The sequence below is a fragment of the Pseudomonas sp. GW821-FHT04C07 genome, assembly GCF_059420325.1.
On the sequence record NZ_JBWKTM010000014.1, the window covers coordinates 134,489 to 150,194 of the forward strand.

General features: G+C 53.1%; 14 protein-coding genes. 1 reads left to right on the forward strand and 13 read right to left on the reverse strand.

From position 1 onward, the window contains the following. The first annotated feature begins 473 nt into the window (after positions 1-473). The gene (locus AC07UI_RS23720; protein ID WP_494994789.1) at positions 474-1,700 is read left to right on the forward strand and encodes an RtcB family protein; all 1,227 of its coding nucleotides are present in this window, start codon (positions 474-476) and stop codon (positions 1,698-1,700) included. A gap of 279 nt (positions 1,701-1,979) precedes the next feature. Here AC07UI_RS23720 and AC07UI_RS23725 read toward each other — a convergent pair whose 3' ends face one another. From AC07UI_RS23725 to AC07UI_RS23785, 13 genes are all read right to left on the reverse strand, one after another. After that, positions 1,980-2,336, reverse strand: a complete 357-nt coding sequence (locus AC07UI_RS23725) for a hypothetical protein (RefSeq protein WP_494994790.1) — start codon at positions 2,334-2,336, stop codon at positions 1,980-1,982. A 198-nt stretch (positions 2,337-2,534) separates the two neighbouring features. Next, positions 2,535-3,368 (reverse strand): MinD/ParA family protein, encoded by an 834-nt coding sequence (locus AC07UI_RS23730; protein WP_494994791.1) that lies wholly within the window; start codon positions 3,366-3,368, stop codon positions 2,535-2,537. Positions 3,369-3,536: 168 nt separating this feature from the next. Then, a complete protein-coding gene (locus tag AC07UI_RS23735) occupies positions 3,537-4,940 on the reverse strand; it encodes an undecaprenyl-phosphate glucose phosphotransferase (protein ID WP_494994792.1) in 1,404 nt (467 codons plus the stop codon). 501 nt (positions 4,941-5,441) lie between these two features. Next, positions 5,442-5,927, reverse strand: a complete 486-nt coding sequence (locus AC07UI_RS23740) for a winged helix-turn-helix domain-containing protein (RefSeq protein ID WP_494994793.1) — start codon at positions 5,925-5,927, stop codon at positions 5,442-5,444. Next, positions 5,924-6,676, reverse strand: a complete 753-nt coding sequence (locus AC07UI_RS23745; RefSeq protein WP_494994794.1) for a hypothetical protein — start codon at positions 6,674-6,676, stop codon at positions 5,924-5,926. Before AC07UI_RS23745 ends, AC07UI_RS23740 begins: the two co-directional genes overlap by 4 nt. A 61-nt stretch (positions 6,677-6,737) precedes the next feature. After that, complete coding sequence (locus tag AC07UI_RS23750; RefSeq protein ID WP_494994795.1) at positions 6,738-7,172, reverse strand: winged helix-turn-helix domain-containing protein; 435 nt, start codon at positions 7,170-7,172, stop codon at positions 6,738-6,740. A gap of 1,076 nt (positions 7,173-8,248) precedes the next feature. Further along, entirely contained in the window at positions 8,249-8,608 is a 360-nt protein-coding gene (locus AC07UI_RS23755; RefSeq protein ID WP_494994796.1) for a VanZ family protein, read from the reverse strand. After that, entirely contained in the window at positions 8,605-10,683 is a 2,079-nt protein-coding gene (locus tag AC07UI_RS23760; protein ID WP_494994797.1) for a YjbH domain-containing protein, read from the reverse strand. Before AC07UI_RS23760 ends, AC07UI_RS23755 begins: the two co-directional genes overlap by 4 nt. Beyond that, the gene (locus tag AC07UI_RS23765) at positions 10,680-11,447 is read right to left on the reverse strand and encodes a capsule biosynthesis GfcC family protein (protein WP_494994798.1); all 768 of its coding nucleotides are present in this window, start codon (positions 11,445-11,447) and stop codon (positions 10,680-10,682) included. Before AC07UI_RS23765 ends, AC07UI_RS23760 begins: the two co-directional genes overlap by 4 nt. Then, positions 11,444-12,103 carry a YjbF family lipoprotein gene (locus tag AC07UI_RS23770; protein ID WP_494994799.1) on the reverse strand — a complete coding sequence of 220 codons (660 nt, stop codon included), beginning with the start codon at positions 12,101-12,103 and terminating at the stop codon, positions 11,444-11,446. The genes AC07UI_RS23765 and AC07UI_RS23770 overlap by 4 nt, the downstream gene beginning before the upstream one ends. A 13-nt stretch (positions 12,104-12,116) precedes the next feature. Beyond that, positions 12,117-13,229 carry a polysaccharide biosynthesis/export family protein gene (locus tag AC07UI_RS23775; protein WP_494994800.1) on the reverse strand — a complete coding sequence of 371 codons (1,113 nt, stop codon included), beginning with the start codon at positions 13,227-13,229 and terminating at the stop codon, positions 12,117-12,119. Positions 13,230-13,922: 693 nt separating this feature from the next. Continuing rightward, positions 13,923-14,345, reverse strand: coding sequence for a GDP-mannose 4,6-dehydratase (locus AC07UI_RS23780; RefSeq protein WP_494994801.1), 423 nt, complete (start codon positions 14,343-14,345; stop codon positions 13,923-13,925). A gap of 122 nt (positions 14,346-14,467) precedes the next feature. Beyond that, positions 14,468-15,655 carry a DUF1972 domain-containing protein gene (locus AC07UI_RS23785; RefSeq protein WP_494994802.1) on the reverse strand — a complete coding sequence of 396 codons (1,188 nt, stop codon included), beginning with the start codon at positions 15,653-15,655 and terminating at the stop codon, positions 14,468-14,470. Between the last annotated feature and the right edge of the window lie 51 nt (positions 15,656-15,706).

Here is a 15,706-nt window from a genome sequence, read left to right on the forward strand (position 1 = left end):
TTACGAGTGCTGCGCACTCGAACGCAGCCTTCGGCAGCTGCTACGGGGGAATGTGCGGAGCCAAACGCCTTGACTTACCGTCATTCGGGCTTGCCCCAGTGCTCTCAAGCAAATTGCAGTGGTCAACTAATACCGGACACCCATTCGCCCCCATCAATTCGACGGTAGGCTTGCCCTGATGCCGGTAAGTTAAGCCGTTACACGCACCGTAGCAGCTGCCGAAGGCTGCGTTCGGCCGCGTAGCGGTCGCAAATGGGTGAAAGCGGTCTACCTGAAAGGACGAAGTTTGCCATTTTACGAGTGCTGCGCACTCGAACGCAGCCTTCGGCAGCTGCTACGGGGGAATGTGCGGAGCCAAACGCCTTGACTTACTGTCATTTGGGCTTGCCCCTGCGCTGGCTACGGCTCGCTAAACTTATAGAAGGCGGTGCATGTTTCACCCTCCGTTGTCGCCTTCAGGAAAGCACCAAGTCATGCAACAACACAGCTACCAATTACTGGAAGTCGCCCACGGCAAGCCGATCAAGCTCTGGACCCAAGGCGTTCCCGTTGAGGCAGAAGCCAGGCAGCAATTGATGAACACTGCAAAGATGCCGTTCATCTTCAAGCACCTGGCGGTTATGCCAGACGTTCACCTGGGTAAGGGGTCGACCATCGGCAGCGTGATTCCCACCGTAGGCGCGATCATTCCGGCAGCGGTCGGGGTCGATATCGGCTGCGGCATGATCGCTGCCTGCACCTCGCTGACCGCCGCCGACCTGCCGAACAACCTGCACGGCCTGCGCTGTGCGATCGAGAAGGCCGTGCCCCATGGCCGCACCTGCGGGCGTGCCGAGAGGGACAAGGGCGCCTGGGATAACGTGCCGCGCCCGGTCGATAAAGCGTGGTCGGCACTGGATGCCCGGTTCAAGGCCATCACCGACAAATACCCCAGGCTTGCCACTACCAACAACCGCAAGCACCTGGGAACGCTGGGAACCGGCAATCACTTCATCGAGGTTTGCCTGGACGAAGCAAATCGGGTCTGGTTCATGCTTCACAGCGGCTCGCGTGGCGTAGGCAACGCCATCGGCAATCTGTTCATCGAACTGGCCAAGGCCGACATGCGTCAGCACATCGCCAACTTGCCGGACCGTGACCTGGCCTACTTCGAGGAAGGTAGTCGACACTTCGCGGACTACGTCGAAGCGGTCGGCTGGGCCCAGGACTTTGCCCGGCAGAACCGTGCACTGATGATGCAGTCGGTGATTCTTGCGGTGCGTCAGGTGCTTGGAAAACCCTTCGAGGCGGCGCTGCAGGTGGTGAACTGTCATCACAACTATGTGCAGAAAGAGCGACATTTCGGCGAAGACATACTGGTGACCCGCAAGGGCGCGGTGTCAGCAAGGAAGGGCGAGTTGGGCATCATCCCCGGCTCCATGGGCGCCAAGAGCTTCATCGTCCGAGGGCTGGGGAACGAGGAATCGTTCTGCTCCTGCAGTCATGGCGCCGGTCGTACCATGAGCCGTACCCAGGCGAAAAAAAGCTTCACCGTCGAAGACCAGATCCGCGCCACCGCCCATGTCGAGTGCCGCAAGGACGCAGCGGTCATCGACGAAATCCCGATGGCTTACAAGGACATCGATCAAGTCATGAACGCCCAGCGCGATTTGGTGGAGGTGCTCCATACGCTGCGCCAGGTGGTGTGCGTCAAGGGATAGAAAGCGATAAGGAAGAACATGAAACCCGGTTTGAATAGCAGCTGATTTTAAAGGGGGGGGGCGTAATGCCAGACAGTTAAGACATTACGCGAACCGTAGCAGCTGGCGAAGCCTGCGTCCGGCTGCGCAGCAGTCGTAAAACAGTTACTGCGGTATTCCAGACAAATCGTGGAAGCAGGATTTGCGACGGCTTCGCCGCCGAACGCAGCCTTCGGCAGCTGCTACGGGGGCAGTGTTGAACCTAAAATTCCTTAACTGACTGCCATTAGGGCTTGGGCGTTATTTGAGGTGGGTGGCAGAAATTTTTGCGTACGTTTCGCTATCGGTTGTGGCGAGAAGGCGTTGGCCATTCTTGAATTGAACGTAGAAGGTGATGTGCTTTACTTTTCCGCACAGCAGCAGGCCGGTGACCAGCCCGACGGGGCCAAGAACCAGCGAGCCGGCAAGGCCCCAACGGATGGCGCTGCCTTTGTCGGTGACGATCTCTTCGCTCGAGCACTCGAGGGTTTTCAGTTTTGAAATTGGAATATTCAGTTCGCGAGACGGATTAACTGAGGATCTTAAAATGAACATGCCGTCACGAAATTCGGCATCACCTGCCAGGAAATCGCCAGATATCACCATTATTCGCGACATGAGTTTTCTTCTTTTGATTTTGCTTGAAATTAGCTGTGCTACTGGGCTCCAAGACCCTTTCAGAGTCAATCGACTTGCGACAAAAGGTGAGCGACTTCGTCCCATTGTGCGTCGAGCTTGCTGCTGAGCTGTTCGCGCCGGTTTCAGGCGGCGGGGAAGGTGTCCGGTGCCGTAAATGTTCGTGATCGCTGCGGACAGTCACACCAGAGCGGCTGCAGCACTCTGACGCACCAGTCGCTCAACGAAGAACTCCAGATGCCCCCGCGGGGCGGTTTGCAACGGCCAGCGGTTAACTTTCTGCGCAAGGGTCTTGAATGCAAGGGCGCCCCTGGAGCGTGGAAAAGCCTCATACAACGCACGATGGTTCTTCAGTGCCTTGACCATGCTTTCTTCATAAGGCAAAGCGCCGGCATAGTGTAAGGAGACGTCAAGGAAGTTATCGGTAATTTTCGTGAGCTTGCTGAACAGACTGCGACCTTGCTGCTGGTTGCGCACCATGTTGGCCAATACACGGAAGCGGTTCATGCCGTAGTCGCGATTAAGTACTCTGATGAGTGCATAGGCGTTGGCGATCGAGGTCGGCTCATCACACACCACCACCAGCACCTCCTGCGCCGCGCGGACGAAGTTGACGACTAAATCGCCTATTCCGGCCGCGGTGTCGATTACCAGGACATCCAGATCATCCTCAATATCGCTGAAGGCATGGATCAGTCCGGCGTACTGCGCGCTGGTCAGATTAAGAATGTTCTGACTGCCGGGGGAGGCCGGGACGATACGGATTCCGCCGGGCCCTCGAAGTAGCACGTCGCGCAGCTCGCAGCGCCCTTCGAGCACGTCGATGAGAGTCTGATTGGGGGGCAGGCCGAGTGAGACGTTGACATTTGCCAGGCCTAGATCGCCATCCAGCAATATGACGCGTCGGCCAAGTTTAGCCAGAGCCAGCGACAAGTTGACTGCCACACTCGTCTTTCCTACACCACCTTTGCCACTGGTTACCGCGATAACCTGTACGGGATGCATGCTGTCCATGTCATTCTCACTCTATTTGATTTGACAGCTGTTTTACTGGATTAAGCCCCGACGTTCCGCTATAGCGCTGTAGAGTGTTTGCCCATGCAGTAAGCGTTAGAACAATCAAGCGGGTTTTTATAAGCGATCAGCAACTGCCCGGCGGCTCGACATGAATGATCAAGCGTATTAATAGACATCCTTTGACAGGAGCGTGAACGGGGTCTTGATCAAGATTTTTATATCAAGCCACAGTGACCAGTTATTAATGTAGGCAAGGTCCATTTCGACGCGCTTTTGCATCTTGTCGATGGTTTCGGTTTCGCCCCGGCAACCGCTGATCTGGGCAAGTCCGGTGATCCCCGGCTTAATCCGGTGGCGAGCCATGTAGGCGCTGATTTTTCCGGTGTAGTAGTCGTTATGGGCAACGGCATGAGGGCGCGGCCCTACGAGTGCCATATGGCCTTGCAGCACATTGAAAAACTGTGGCAATTCATCGATGGAAGTACGGCGTATGAAACGCCCCACAGCGGTAATCCGCGAATCTTGACGGCTAGCCTGCTGTACATGCCGGTCATCATGTACACGCATGGAACGGAATTTCCAGACGTTGATGATCTTGCCGTTCCAGCCATGACGCGCCTGCTTGAAAATAATGGGGCCCGGGGACGACAGTTTGACCGCGACGGCAATGAGCAACAGCAGTGGGCTGAAGCCGATAAGGGCCATGAGCGCCAGGCCACGATCCAGTAACGCCTTGCTAAACGCCGCGGTGGGGTAGCTGGTCAGTGGACTTTCATTGAGATGTATGGCGGGTAAGCCATCCACCTCGCTCACGGAGTGATTAAGAAGTGTCATGCTGTTCAGGTCAGGAACCCAGACGACATCGACATTCATATCAAGCAGGTCGATATACAACGCTTCGATGTGTTGTGCTTCACTTAATGAGAGGGCAATGTACAAACGCCGAATATCATGAGCGGTGATCAGCGTACGCAATTCATCTAACTGACCCACGATTCTGGATGAGCTGGCGCCAATAAGTTCGTTGGTCGGTTCGTCAGGTGTGGCACTGACAAGGCCGACCAACGGCACAGATTCCAGTCGGGACAGTGAGTCTGCCAGTTTCAGTGCCAGTCCATTGGTGCCTATGATCAACGTGTTGTGCTGACGGTTCAGCTGGCGATGATAGAACTTTGAAAAGCTGTGCATTGGAATATAAAGCAGGGCCTGTAACCCATACCCCAGCAATGCCCAGGTTATTATGATTTCACGGGAGAATAGCTCACCGGTTTTGCTGAGGAAGCCGATACTGGTCAAACCGGCCAAGGTGATCAACCAACCGATAAGAAGCCGTGCCAGGCCGCTCAGGTAACCATGCTGCTTATGATAGACCTGCATCAGTGAGTAGGAGGGAACCGACCCCAGAAGAAACAGGACGGCAAGCACGCGGTAATGCGAGCCGACTTCTCCTGTTTGGTAATAGGCGAGCGCGAACAGTAGTGCAATGACGAAACCCATTGCAACGGCCCATTGGCCCCAAAAGGTAAGCCCTTTATAGACTGATTTTCGGTTTATACGAGTATGTAACAAAGCGCAAACCCTGTGGTATTTTTTTGCCTGATTATGGACGGCTCAAAATAGCGAGCTGCACACGCTCGTCCATGCCTTACTTCTGTTGTCTTCCTGGAGCAGATAGATGTTTGTGTTCTGTACACATCATCAAGTTAGGTCGGAGCGACAACCTTGAATCCGACTGGCTTAGTGTTAACCTGCGCTTTGTTGGTTTGGTATGTTTAATAGTAAGCAGCAGGCGCAGAAGCGTCTGTATGATGCTTTGATATTAATGGGTTGCTTTCTGCAGCGTCTGACGTTTTATAACGGCGACAATAATGTGTGGTGCCGCTGAGTGTTATAAAAAGTCAGTCTGTGGGAGTGGATAAAAGGTTAATCGCGCGAGCGTAATAACCTTGGTGGTGGGGGAATGGAAGGCATGCTTGAGTAGAAAAAGGATAATAAAAAAGGTCAGGGTTTTATATTTTACTTGGGGGGGTAACCGCATTTATTATTGTTGGAATCTGCGGTCTTGTTTGATCAGCAGGTAATATTTACTTTTTGAACCAGGCAATAGCCACGGTTTCGCACGGAGCGGAACAGGCGCTCCCCATTAGCGGTATCGCTGAATTTTTCTTGCAGCCTGCTCAGGCACATTTCAAGGCCGCGGTAACGCTCAGGATCCCTATTGATGCCCTGGATCAGTTCTGTCTTGCTGGATACTCGCTGCTCATTGGATAGCAGTTGTTTGAGCAAGAGTGTTTCAATGCCAGTGAGCGAAATTCTTTTCGCCATATTGGACAGTGTCCGCTCCTCGGCATTGAACGACCATGTCTCGGGGTTTTTGTACGGCTTTTTAAGGAAATCTCCCTCCTCGGCCAGTACGCTCTCGGCGGGGCTGAGTTCGGAGGAGGGGGGCGTGTGCCCAGGGCCCGGTGACTTGAGTTTTTTTCTCGCCAGGAAGTCACGGGTAAAAATTAAAAGTTGTTTATTTACCGGGATGTTATCAAGCATCATTCTAGTCATGGCAAATTCAATCCTTTATTTGCGAATGCCTTGGAGGGGGAGTAATAGTCTCCCTGAAAGAAATCAAACGGCAGGCTTCTTGCCAGTACATGATGGTGTTCAAGCTCTATTCGCTCGGCAATGAATCTGACTTTCTTTGTATGAGTCATGATGTTCATTTGGTCGTAGAGTCTATTGAGTAGTTCTGGTGTGGCGTTGAGCTTTTCACTCAGCTCGTTTTTTTGCAGATCAACTATCAGGTAGTTGAATATGTTGGGGGTGCTCTGGGTCTTGGTGCTGCCTTCGAGTAGGCTGTAGCTCGAGAAGGCGATGTCTATGCCGCTATCTTTCAGCAGGTAGATGTGGCTGATGAGGGTTCTCTTCTCTTCAGTCGTGCTGAGGGGGGATGAGAACTCATCAATACTGACTGTTAATATTTTGTCATGTATTTTCAGTGCGTCACTGACGCGGGTAATATACTCTATCAGTACGGTATCTAATAAGTTGCGTGACCCTATGGTAATAAAAATTCTGCCAAAGGTATCAGGTATCAAAGGGGCGGGCTGCACCATTGATGAAGTTGCTGTCAAGTGAGTTTGAGTGAGTTTTTCGCTGCGAGTGACATCCAGTAGGGCAGCTGAAAGTGTTCGACACACCTTTAGGGCGTCGAAATTCTCACCTGCGCCGTGTGCCTGTATCCCGCAGCCGAACAACGTGTCGTCACGCTTGAATATTGACTGTCGAAATAACTCTGTGTTGGGACTGTCCATAGTGGTGAATTTCTCGTTAACATCCATTTGTCTGTTATTTAGTCATGGGTAGGTTATATTTTTACGATATAACGCCCCGGCACAATCGATAGCCATAGCCACGCACGTTTTGAATGGCATTAATGTCATAGACCTTTTTTATCTTGCCGCGCAGTCTGCTGATTGTTTTTTCCAGGGCGCGCGGGTCGTAAAATCTTACATTCCAGTCTAGAGCTTTTGCGATATCGTCATGACTCAAAATATGTTCTTGCGCATTGATCAATGCGTCCAGAATTTTCATTTCTGAATAAGAGACTTCCAGTTTTTTTGCATCCCCGCATAGGCAGAGGCGTGCCTGGTCCAAAACCAGCTTTATTTCAGACTTCCACTCGGGGTTCTGAAATAGTTCCGGGAAAAAGTTTGTTTTTTCATGAGGGTCGACAGGCAATTTAATGCAATGATCGGCGCCGGCGAGATAGCACTTGACTTTAGTGAGCGACTTGGTGTGTGTGAACACTATAAAAATTCGTGCCAAAAAATTTTTGAGCCGAATTTTTTTAACAAGTTCAATGCCTTCATTAAAAACGGACGGGGCGTCGATTTCAATGATTATCGCATTGGCGGAACTTATATTGGGGGCCTGCTCCAGGGGGGGTGCAGTAGCTTAATGCGTCAACGTGTAAAGTGTCCGATACAATAAGCAGTTTTAAGTTCTCTGCCAAAGCTGCGGTGCGACCAAAGGCTAAAATGGCTGTCCTTTGCTCTTTGAATGTGCGTCCTGCATCAATCATGTGATCTAACTCAAGTACTTAGCGGTAGCGGCACAATAATATTGCCACACAAGTTTAACAGTGCATCTGACAATTTATAACATTTTTACCTGTCAAACCCTTTGCCAGGTGGTGTAACCCAATGCTCCTCAAGGTCTTGAAAATAGCGGTTTTAAAGCGCAATCCGAAATTTTTCAGGCACATACCCTACAGATATTTTTGCTTATTTAACAGTTCGACTTTCAGCTTAGAGCCTGGGTATCAATCGCCGAGGCGCAGCGGCCATCCAAAAGTGGCTCGTCTTAAGCCTCTGAAACGACAGGCAATTTTCCCGTCTGGTATGGCTCCTATGCTCAGGCATGACCGGGAAACCCACAGCGTGCCCCAGTGATTACTGACTGTTTTACAGCGTCAGGATACTGTCGATTTTATTGACGGAATACCCAGCCTACTAATTTAAACAATGCCATATAGCCATCATTGTTGCCAGGCGCATTTTTCAATCGATATCAGGTTTCAGAAGCGCGCGCTCGTTATGCCATGTCAGCATGAAAACTGATCGATCCTGCATGATGCTTATCTTGGAGATCATCGGTGCGTCTGGGTAGCGTATCAATTTAACCACACAATTGTATTCGCCTGACATGACGGAGCGACGATGCTATCGGACTGTTAGATAGGAAGTTGCAAGGTAAGCCTGGATGAGGCTCCAGAACCGTTTTCACTGTCGTGTTGAAACCCATCTCAGGACCAGGCGGGTGTCGATGCTGAAAATGCATGGCAGGCTGAGCATAACAAGGGCAATGCGTGCATCTCGCTGCTACTAGCGCGTCCAGCGCCACGCAATCATCAAACCGAGCAACACGCCGACGCCATTCGCCAGGGCGTCGTAAGCTGATGCCATGCGTAATGGCATCAGTTCTTGTGCATATTCGATAAGGATCCCCGTGAGTAGGCAACCCAGTGCGATCCAGCGCAGCTTGACCTGTAAAAAGGCCAACCGGCAACTGAAGGCCAGAGCGAAAAAGCCAACCAAATGGTGCAGCTTGTCCTGCTCGGCAAAGGCTTCGGGGATCGGTTGCGCGCGCAATCCGGCTGTTAGCAAGACCGCACTAATGCCGACGAAAAACAGCCCCCGTACCCAGAAGGGGAGTTGTGTGACATGCGCAATCGACAGACTCACTCGGTGATTTTCTCAAAGTTTTTATAGAAGGCATCGCCGTTGCGGCCATCGGTCATGGTGTGCAGCGAATACTGGCGGTTAAGGCGCGCGCCACCATCGCGGGTCAGCGGTGCCCAGACCAAATTGGCGCGACGCATGGTGGAAACGCTCATCAACTCGTCGAAGGGGACCGAGATATAGATACCTTTGTCGAAGCTACCCTCGCCGAATTCTTCAGCCGAGGCCGTGGTGCGGGTGACCCAGCCACCGAACTTCACGCCGTTACTGAACTCATGGGACAGATCGATCGTGGTACCCCAATCGCGCGCCAGGTAACGCCCGACACTGACCGCCGCCTGCAAATCGAACGGCAGCTCTGTATAAGCAGTGACGTGACCGGTCACGGTCCTGTATCCGCGCAGGCCAAAGCCCTGGTCAAACGCACGCTGACGTACATAGTTCAAATCAGCACCCAAGGCCCAGCGCTCGCCCATGGGCCGGTACAGCAATTCACCGCCGACGCCGGCGAACATTGACTCCAGATAACCGGCATACACCATGCCATACAGGTCTTGATCCAGTTGCCTGGCGTGGTTGAGCTGAAATGTCGGCATCGTTACATCAGAAGTCGTGACGTACTTGCGCAAGTCGGTCCGCACTCGGGGCAGCTTGCTCGGTGCGTCGAACTTGAAGTTATCGAAGTTGTTTATGAGATTGGCGCTTACGACGCCGCTTGTCCACGTGTTGCGGGTAAAGCGGTACTCTGCGTCCACATCGGCGGTCAACTGGTACAGCATGCCATCAGGACCGCCAACGTTTTGCTTGTAACCCAATCCGAAACCATAGGTAAACCGTTCTGGTGCCTGGGTGTACAGAGTGTTTTCAATGTGTGGGGTGGCCCGGTTTACTTCGGTGGTGCGGTGCAGGTCTGTAAGGTCTTGTTGATTGTTCACCACGGCCCGGAAGGTTTCGCGCGGCACACTGGTTTCTTCCACGGGCATGTCGTAACGCTTGTTCACCAGGGTGAACCAGTCGATTTCGTCATTCGCGCTGTTGTCCAGAATCCGGCTGGCCCGGCCCACGCCTTTGGCCGAGTAGAAATAGCGCGACTGCTCGCCATACACCATCAGCTCGGAATCGCGCTGAGTAATGCGTTCGACCTTATAACCTGCGTTGTTTTCCAGTCGTTTGGAAACCTCGGCCCAGTCGACCTGATTGAGCGGCGTAGTCGGCGCCTGTGCCGGAAGCGCTTCGACAGCGGGGTCGTAGCGCTTTACCGGCGCCTTGCGGCTGGCGAAATTGGTATGAACAGTGATGCCGAACAGCGCGGTATTGCCGCGTTCCCAGCCCGCGGTCAAATCGACAGAGTCACTGAGCTTGTAGACCGCCCCGATGTTAATGGGTGAGTCCTGCACCTGGTTATTGCTTCGCGGTTCGTGCTTGTAGTCGTTACCGTCGAATTCGAGTTTCAAGCTCAAGGGGGCCCAGGGTGTTTGATAGGCTACACCGCCAAACAACGAGGGCGAGCCGCGAAAATACGCGTTGGTATTGATGTCGCCCGCAGTCTCGCTGACTGGGCGTGTATCAAAGCGCTTACTGACGTGCCCCAAAGGGTTGTCGAAATCCCCCCGGTTACCGATGTAACCCCAGGCAATGCCCAGGCTGAAATCCAGGTTGTAGTAACGCTTGTTCGCCACAAAGTATTCGCTGGAAAACAGGCCGGTACCACCGATATCGCGAAAGCCGAGCGCGACCTCGGGCAGCCAATGGCTTTCTTGCCAGAGGCGGGCCTTGGCATCGACCGCTTTGTCTTTATAGCTCTGGTTGCCGCTGAATGACTCGGGTCCGTATTTACGGTTACTGATGGCGGTATAACGGAAACTGCCTTCCAGCCAATCAAGGGGCTGTAATGAAATGCTATAGCGAGAATAAGGGTCCGTACGGTTGGCGTTCAGGCTGAATTCGCCGGCCGGCGCCATCCGGGCGGTAGGTGTTTGCAACAAACCCACGCCACCGAAATCATTCTGGGTAAAACGCGGCTCGCCATGAGCCAAACTGCAGGGCAACAACACTACGGCTGCAAAACATAACTTCAAGGGGCCACCTCGACCAGCGGTTGGGTGGCGAGAAACTCGGCCAGCTGTTCATTCAAATCGGGCGTGGGTAGATCGGGGCTATCGTTTCGCACAGGCACCAGAATCGTGCTGCCCGCGGCGGCAATCACCCCATCCTCGCGGTTCCAGGCGGCGATGCCGGCTCGCTTGACCTGGCCATCGGGATGAACCAGCCACAGGTAATCGGCCTCTGCGTCAGCGAGTGGCAGACAGCTTTTGAGATATTCATGGGCTTGCTGCAGGGCGCGATAAGGCAGCTTGCAGGGTTTTTCCACCGCGCCCAGGACAGTGACCGTCGTCGGGCGCAGGGGGTAAATCAGCTGGTCACCGTCATTGAGCGAGTAATTGCGGGCGAACGCGACCTCCAGCGCCACGGGGTCGAGCACTGCGACTTTGCGGCCGGTGACGGGCAGTCGGCTGACATCTTCATACAGGCGCGCAGCCAGGGCTGCCAGGCTGCTTTTTTCTTCCAGCAAGGCGCCGCGCTGGACCATTTTCAAATCGAACAGCACGCCAGCTTTAAGGCGGCTTTGCTGCTCCAGTAGCGGCTGGTGCAACCAGGCGGCGGCCAGCCAGTAACTTTCGGCGTTCGGGCGGGCCTGGCTGACGGCATCGAGCAGGCGTGCGCCTGGCACCAGCGTGAAGGATCCGGCGTTTAGTACATCACCCGTCACCGTGACAGCGGCCTGAGTCATCGCAGAACTGGCCAGCAACAGGCAAGCCGACAGCGTTTTCGAATATCTCACCGAGCCGTCTCCCGGTCAGGGCGCAATTGCACAATCTTCAAGAAAAGCTCCGGCGTGAGATGTTGTTCGCTCTGCAGGATCAAGCCATCGCCAGGCCTGACCCAGAAACGGTTGGTGGCGTGGAATCCCAGCTCGGGTATGTCGATGCGTTCGTCTATGCGCTGCAACGCATAATCCTTGTCCAGGATGGTGACGGTTTCGATGGCCTGTCGACTGAAGCGACTGTTGACAGCCAGTCCGACCCGCTGACCCTGATAGAGATCTATCCAGCGGGTACTGCTGTAACCGTCGGGCAAGCGCTGCAAGCCAAGCTTGAACGGCGACTCACCGTCGAAGCGCGTGCCATCGAGATTGATGCCCAGGCCGACGCTACGCACAGCCAGACCGTCGCGCATCAACAACACCTGCTTGCCGGAGGCGACCCAGAACTCCAGGTCGTCCTGCTGGCGAAGCTTTGCCATCACCCCTTCGCTGGCGTTCGTGGTGACCTTGATCTGTGCATAGGGCACGGCCTCCACTTGCGCTGAAGTTACTGCCAGCGGCTGGACGCCCAGTGCGGAGTCTTTAAATGTATCCAGGGACGCCTGCATCAGCGGATTGCAGCCACACAGCAGTAAACCCACCGCCAGGCATGAGCTGTTACGCAAGGTTTTCAAAACGGCTCAAACCTTATCGGCTGCTGGATTGACTGATATTGTTTTGAGCCGCTGCTCCAGTACCCAAAATGGTCGCCGAGGGTAACAGCTGGCTGATCAAGCGGTTCCAGCGGGTCACCCCGGCAGGGCCGACGTAGACAATATCCTGGGGTTGCAGATCGAAGCGGCTGGCGAGGGCAAAAGCGGTAGGCGATTCGGCGTCCAGCTGAAAGACTTTTGCCGGCTCGGTTTCAAGGTTCTCGGCACCCCGAATGACATAAAGCGCATTGCCATTAGAGGTGGTCTGATTCAGTCCACCGACTGATCCGACCGCATCCGCCAGATTCATCCGATTGATTTTGTACGTGAGCGCCCGTGGCTGGTTGACCTCACCCATGACGTAGATCTTTTTACGGTCATTGTAGGGAAGGTACAACTGGTCGCCGTCTTTCAAATAGACGTTGTGCAACTGCGAGCCTTTGCTGTTAAGCGCGTCCAGATCCAGTCGATACTCACGCCCATCGCGGGTCAGCGTTAGACCGGCAAGGTCGGCACTCAATGGGTCGACAGTGGCAGCCCCGATGGCTTCGACGACACTGAGCGGTGAAGTAGTGATGGGCTGTTGACCTGCTTTTAAAACAGCACCGGAAAGGACGACCTTTTGGCTGGCGAAACGTAAAACACTCAAGTCGACTTGAGGGCTGTCGACATATTGTGTAAGGCGCTCTGCGATAAGCGCGCGCAGCTCCTCGATGGTTTTACCCGCTGCTTGAACATTGCCAATGTAGGGGTAAAACATAGTACCGTCCGGGCGTACAAGACGGCCGTTGGCTTCTAATTGTTGTTGTGGGCCCGACGGCGCAGTCAGCTCCGGATGATCCCACACAGTGATGTACAGCACATCGTTGGCACCGATCCGATAAGCCCCCGGATGGAACGCCAACAACTCGGCCGGCACCGAAAGGTCCCTTTTTGTCGCCATATTCTGAGCAATCAGTTTGGGCGTTATCGGAATCAACTCGACACGACTGCTTTCCGGTGAGCCATCGTTCACTATTCTACTAGTGTCCATGTGTTGACCGGGTGCGAACATACAGCCTTGCAGGGCAACGCCTGCAAGCACAGCGAGCGACAAACTACGAATCATGATGGGGGACACTTGTGGAGGGAACACATCAAAACTCAACCACCCGGATTGCTCCGGGTGGTCGAAGACTATCGACCTTGGGACGCGCTTAGCGGGTAGTACCGGTGGTTCCGGTAGTGCCGGTGGCGCCGCCATTGTTTCCGCTACCGCCACTGGATGACAGCGCAGCGGCCCCAGCTGCAACAGCGACGCCAATACCGATGGCAGTCGATGTGGTAACGCCACCCAAGACACCTGTCGGGGTGGCCAAGGGAGTGCTTGTCAAGGGCTTAGTCTGTGTGCTTGTAGAAGGAGATACCGCGGGAGGCTCAGCAGCCAGGGCGCAGGTACTTAAAGCAAGCATTAGGGCGGAAGCGAGTAGTTTGGTCATGGAAGATTCCTTTTGATGCATCGTCTGTATTTGCGGTGATACTCAGAAATGTGAGTGCAAGGCAACGAGCTTTGAGCGTCCGGTAGCTTGAAGCATAGTCATGGATTCGGGCCCGAGTAGAGCGCCGTTCCGGGTCTATCTTCAGTGGCATTCATTTTGCGTTTATTGCCCCTAGAATACCTGTGTAGGACGCCTGACATCTCTGACGTTTTCTAACATTCCCGTTGGTCTGCCTCTCGTTAATGGGTATATGGTGCAGAGGTCGTGATTCGCGTCTGATCGCTGCGCCATACGAGAGATAAGTAATGCTACTGTATATAGCCTTACGGGTTGGCGGATCGCCAACGCCAGGTATTGGCCATCTTCTCCAGTCTGGCGTTCGACAACTTGATAAGGGCAGGGTAACCGCTGACCGCTACGAAGGTCCGAATCATTTCCAGCACGCTGCCAGCCACGATGTTTTCACAGTGATCGAGCGGCTTTAGTACACTTTCGCCTACGGATTTCGGGCCGGTGAAATGTAATACCGCGCTGATTTGCCGCAAAGCAAATACTTCATCCAGAAAAGTGCGATCACAAATGTCGCCTAAGATGAACGTAGGTGCCTTGTCGCAAATTTGCTCCACTCGACGAAATGATTCCATCGAACTATTGCAGAGATTATCCCGCACCACCACCTTGAAACCAGTTTCGAGCAAAGCGTGGGAGGTGTGAGAGCCGATGTAGATCGCGACACCGGTTACCATTAGTCACAGATATGGTCTCTGAGAAAGCATCGGATCGAAGTTCGATATTCCACGAGAGCAAAATTCATGCAGGACAACCATAGCCGACTCACTGCAATTTTTATTGCTGTATTGAACGTCAGTTATATTGCTTCTTTCCGAACAATTGAGAGGTCGGTACCGGCCTCTTCGTGTGGATGCCAGCGAATAAGGAGTTCTTCGTATTCATGAAGTACCTGATCCCAAGTGAAGCGTTCATGAAAGCGTTCTCGACTGGCGACTTTCATTTTCTCTACGTCAGCATTGTCAGTCAATAGTTCATCAAACAATGTTGCACATGCGGACTCATCTTTAAAGTATGCCGCCTTAGGGCCAGCAACCCAGCGATTGAAATGGTTGTCATGAGCGATCACCGCACAACCTGCTCCTAACGCTTCCACTAATGATGGATTGGTGCCGCCAACGCGATGTCCATGTAGATAAAAGCGACTATGAAAGCGCAGGGCTTCAACTACGGAAGCTTCATAGATTGCTCCAGGGAAAACCACTTCATCACCAGCCGCGTCTATTACCTGCCGGTGAAAGGCGTTGCTCTCAGGCATAAAATTTCCGAGTACAACTAACTTGTGATCTCGAGGCGTTCGACTGAAGGCTCGCACCATTTCTAAGAAAGAGTTTTCCGGTTCTGGGCGTGCAATAATCACTGAAAACTTATTAGGTTTAATGCCGTAAGGTGTAAGCAGAGATGCATCGGCACTCGTTACTTCATCGCCCCCGTAGGGAATCATGGTGATTTTATCGGCAATAACACGGGTTGCCAGATGCTCCTTGATTTTCGGATGGTCTGCGATGAGGTGATTTCCAATCCAGCATCCAACCCTTTCATTTAGCCAAAACCAAGCTTTGGCTACCGGCCCCCATTTGTCCCTACGCCATTCAATGCCATCCATATTGATGACATTGGTCTGCCCTTTAACTCGTTGCATGACGTTAAAAATGGCAGTGTTGTACCCAAGAGTTAGAAAAAGGCCATCTTGAGATAATGCGTGGCAGGTCGTTTTCCAGTCGAAGATAACAGTGCCTGCAGCTCCAGGTCGGTTGACAGGTACATGGATTCTACGTATCCCGTGCCATCTACTTTCTGATATTTCCCCTTCCGTTTCCTCTTGACAGTAAACAGAAACGTCCCAGCCATTTTTGGTTAAAAAAAGTGATAGTTTCTCTGCAAAAGTTTCGAATCCGCCATGTTGGGCTGGGATTCCTCTTGTTCCTAAGATGTAAATCTTACGGGGAGGTGGTTGTTTTTTATTGTGGCATTTATTTGTTTTCATTTGATTGTCGTGTCTGGATTTAGTCGTGATGGGGTAGTTGTACTAGATTTT

Excerpts from the sequence above, each read along its gene's own strand:
- AC07UI_RS23730 (WP_494994791.1), bottom strand. The coding sequence starts at position 3,368 with ATGGACAGCATGCATCCCGTACAGGTTATCGCGGTAACCAGTGGCAAA.
- AC07UI_RS23785 (WP_494994802.1), bottom strand. The coding sequence starts at position 15,655 with ATGAAAACAAATAAATGCCACAATAAAAAACAACCACCTCCCCGTAAG.
- AC07UI_RS23740 (WP_494994793.1), bottom strand. The coding sequence starts at position 5,927 with ATGACTAGAATGATGCTTGATAACATCCCGGTAAATAAACAACTTTTA.
- AC07UI_RS23745 (WP_494994794.1), bottom strand. The coding sequence starts at position 6,676 with ATGGACAGTCCCAACACAGAGTTATTTCGACAGTCAATATTCAAGCGT.
- AC07UI_RS23775 (WP_494994800.1), bottom strand. The coding sequence starts at position 13,229 with ATGATTCGTAGTTTGTCGCTCGCTGTGCTTGCAGGCGTTGCCCTGCAA.
- AC07UI_RS23780 (WP_494994801.1), bottom strand. The coding sequence starts at position 14,345 with ATGGTAACCGGTGTCGCGATCTACATCGGCTCTCACACCTCCCACGCT.
- AC07UI_RS23720 (WP_494994789.1), top strand. The coding sequence starts at position 474 with ATGCAACAACACAGCTACCAATTACTGGAAGTCGCCCACGGCAAGCCG.
- AC07UI_RS23725 (WP_494994790.1), bottom strand. The coding sequence starts at position 2,336 with ATGTCGCGAATAATGGTGATATCTGGCGATTTCCTGGCAGGTGATGCC.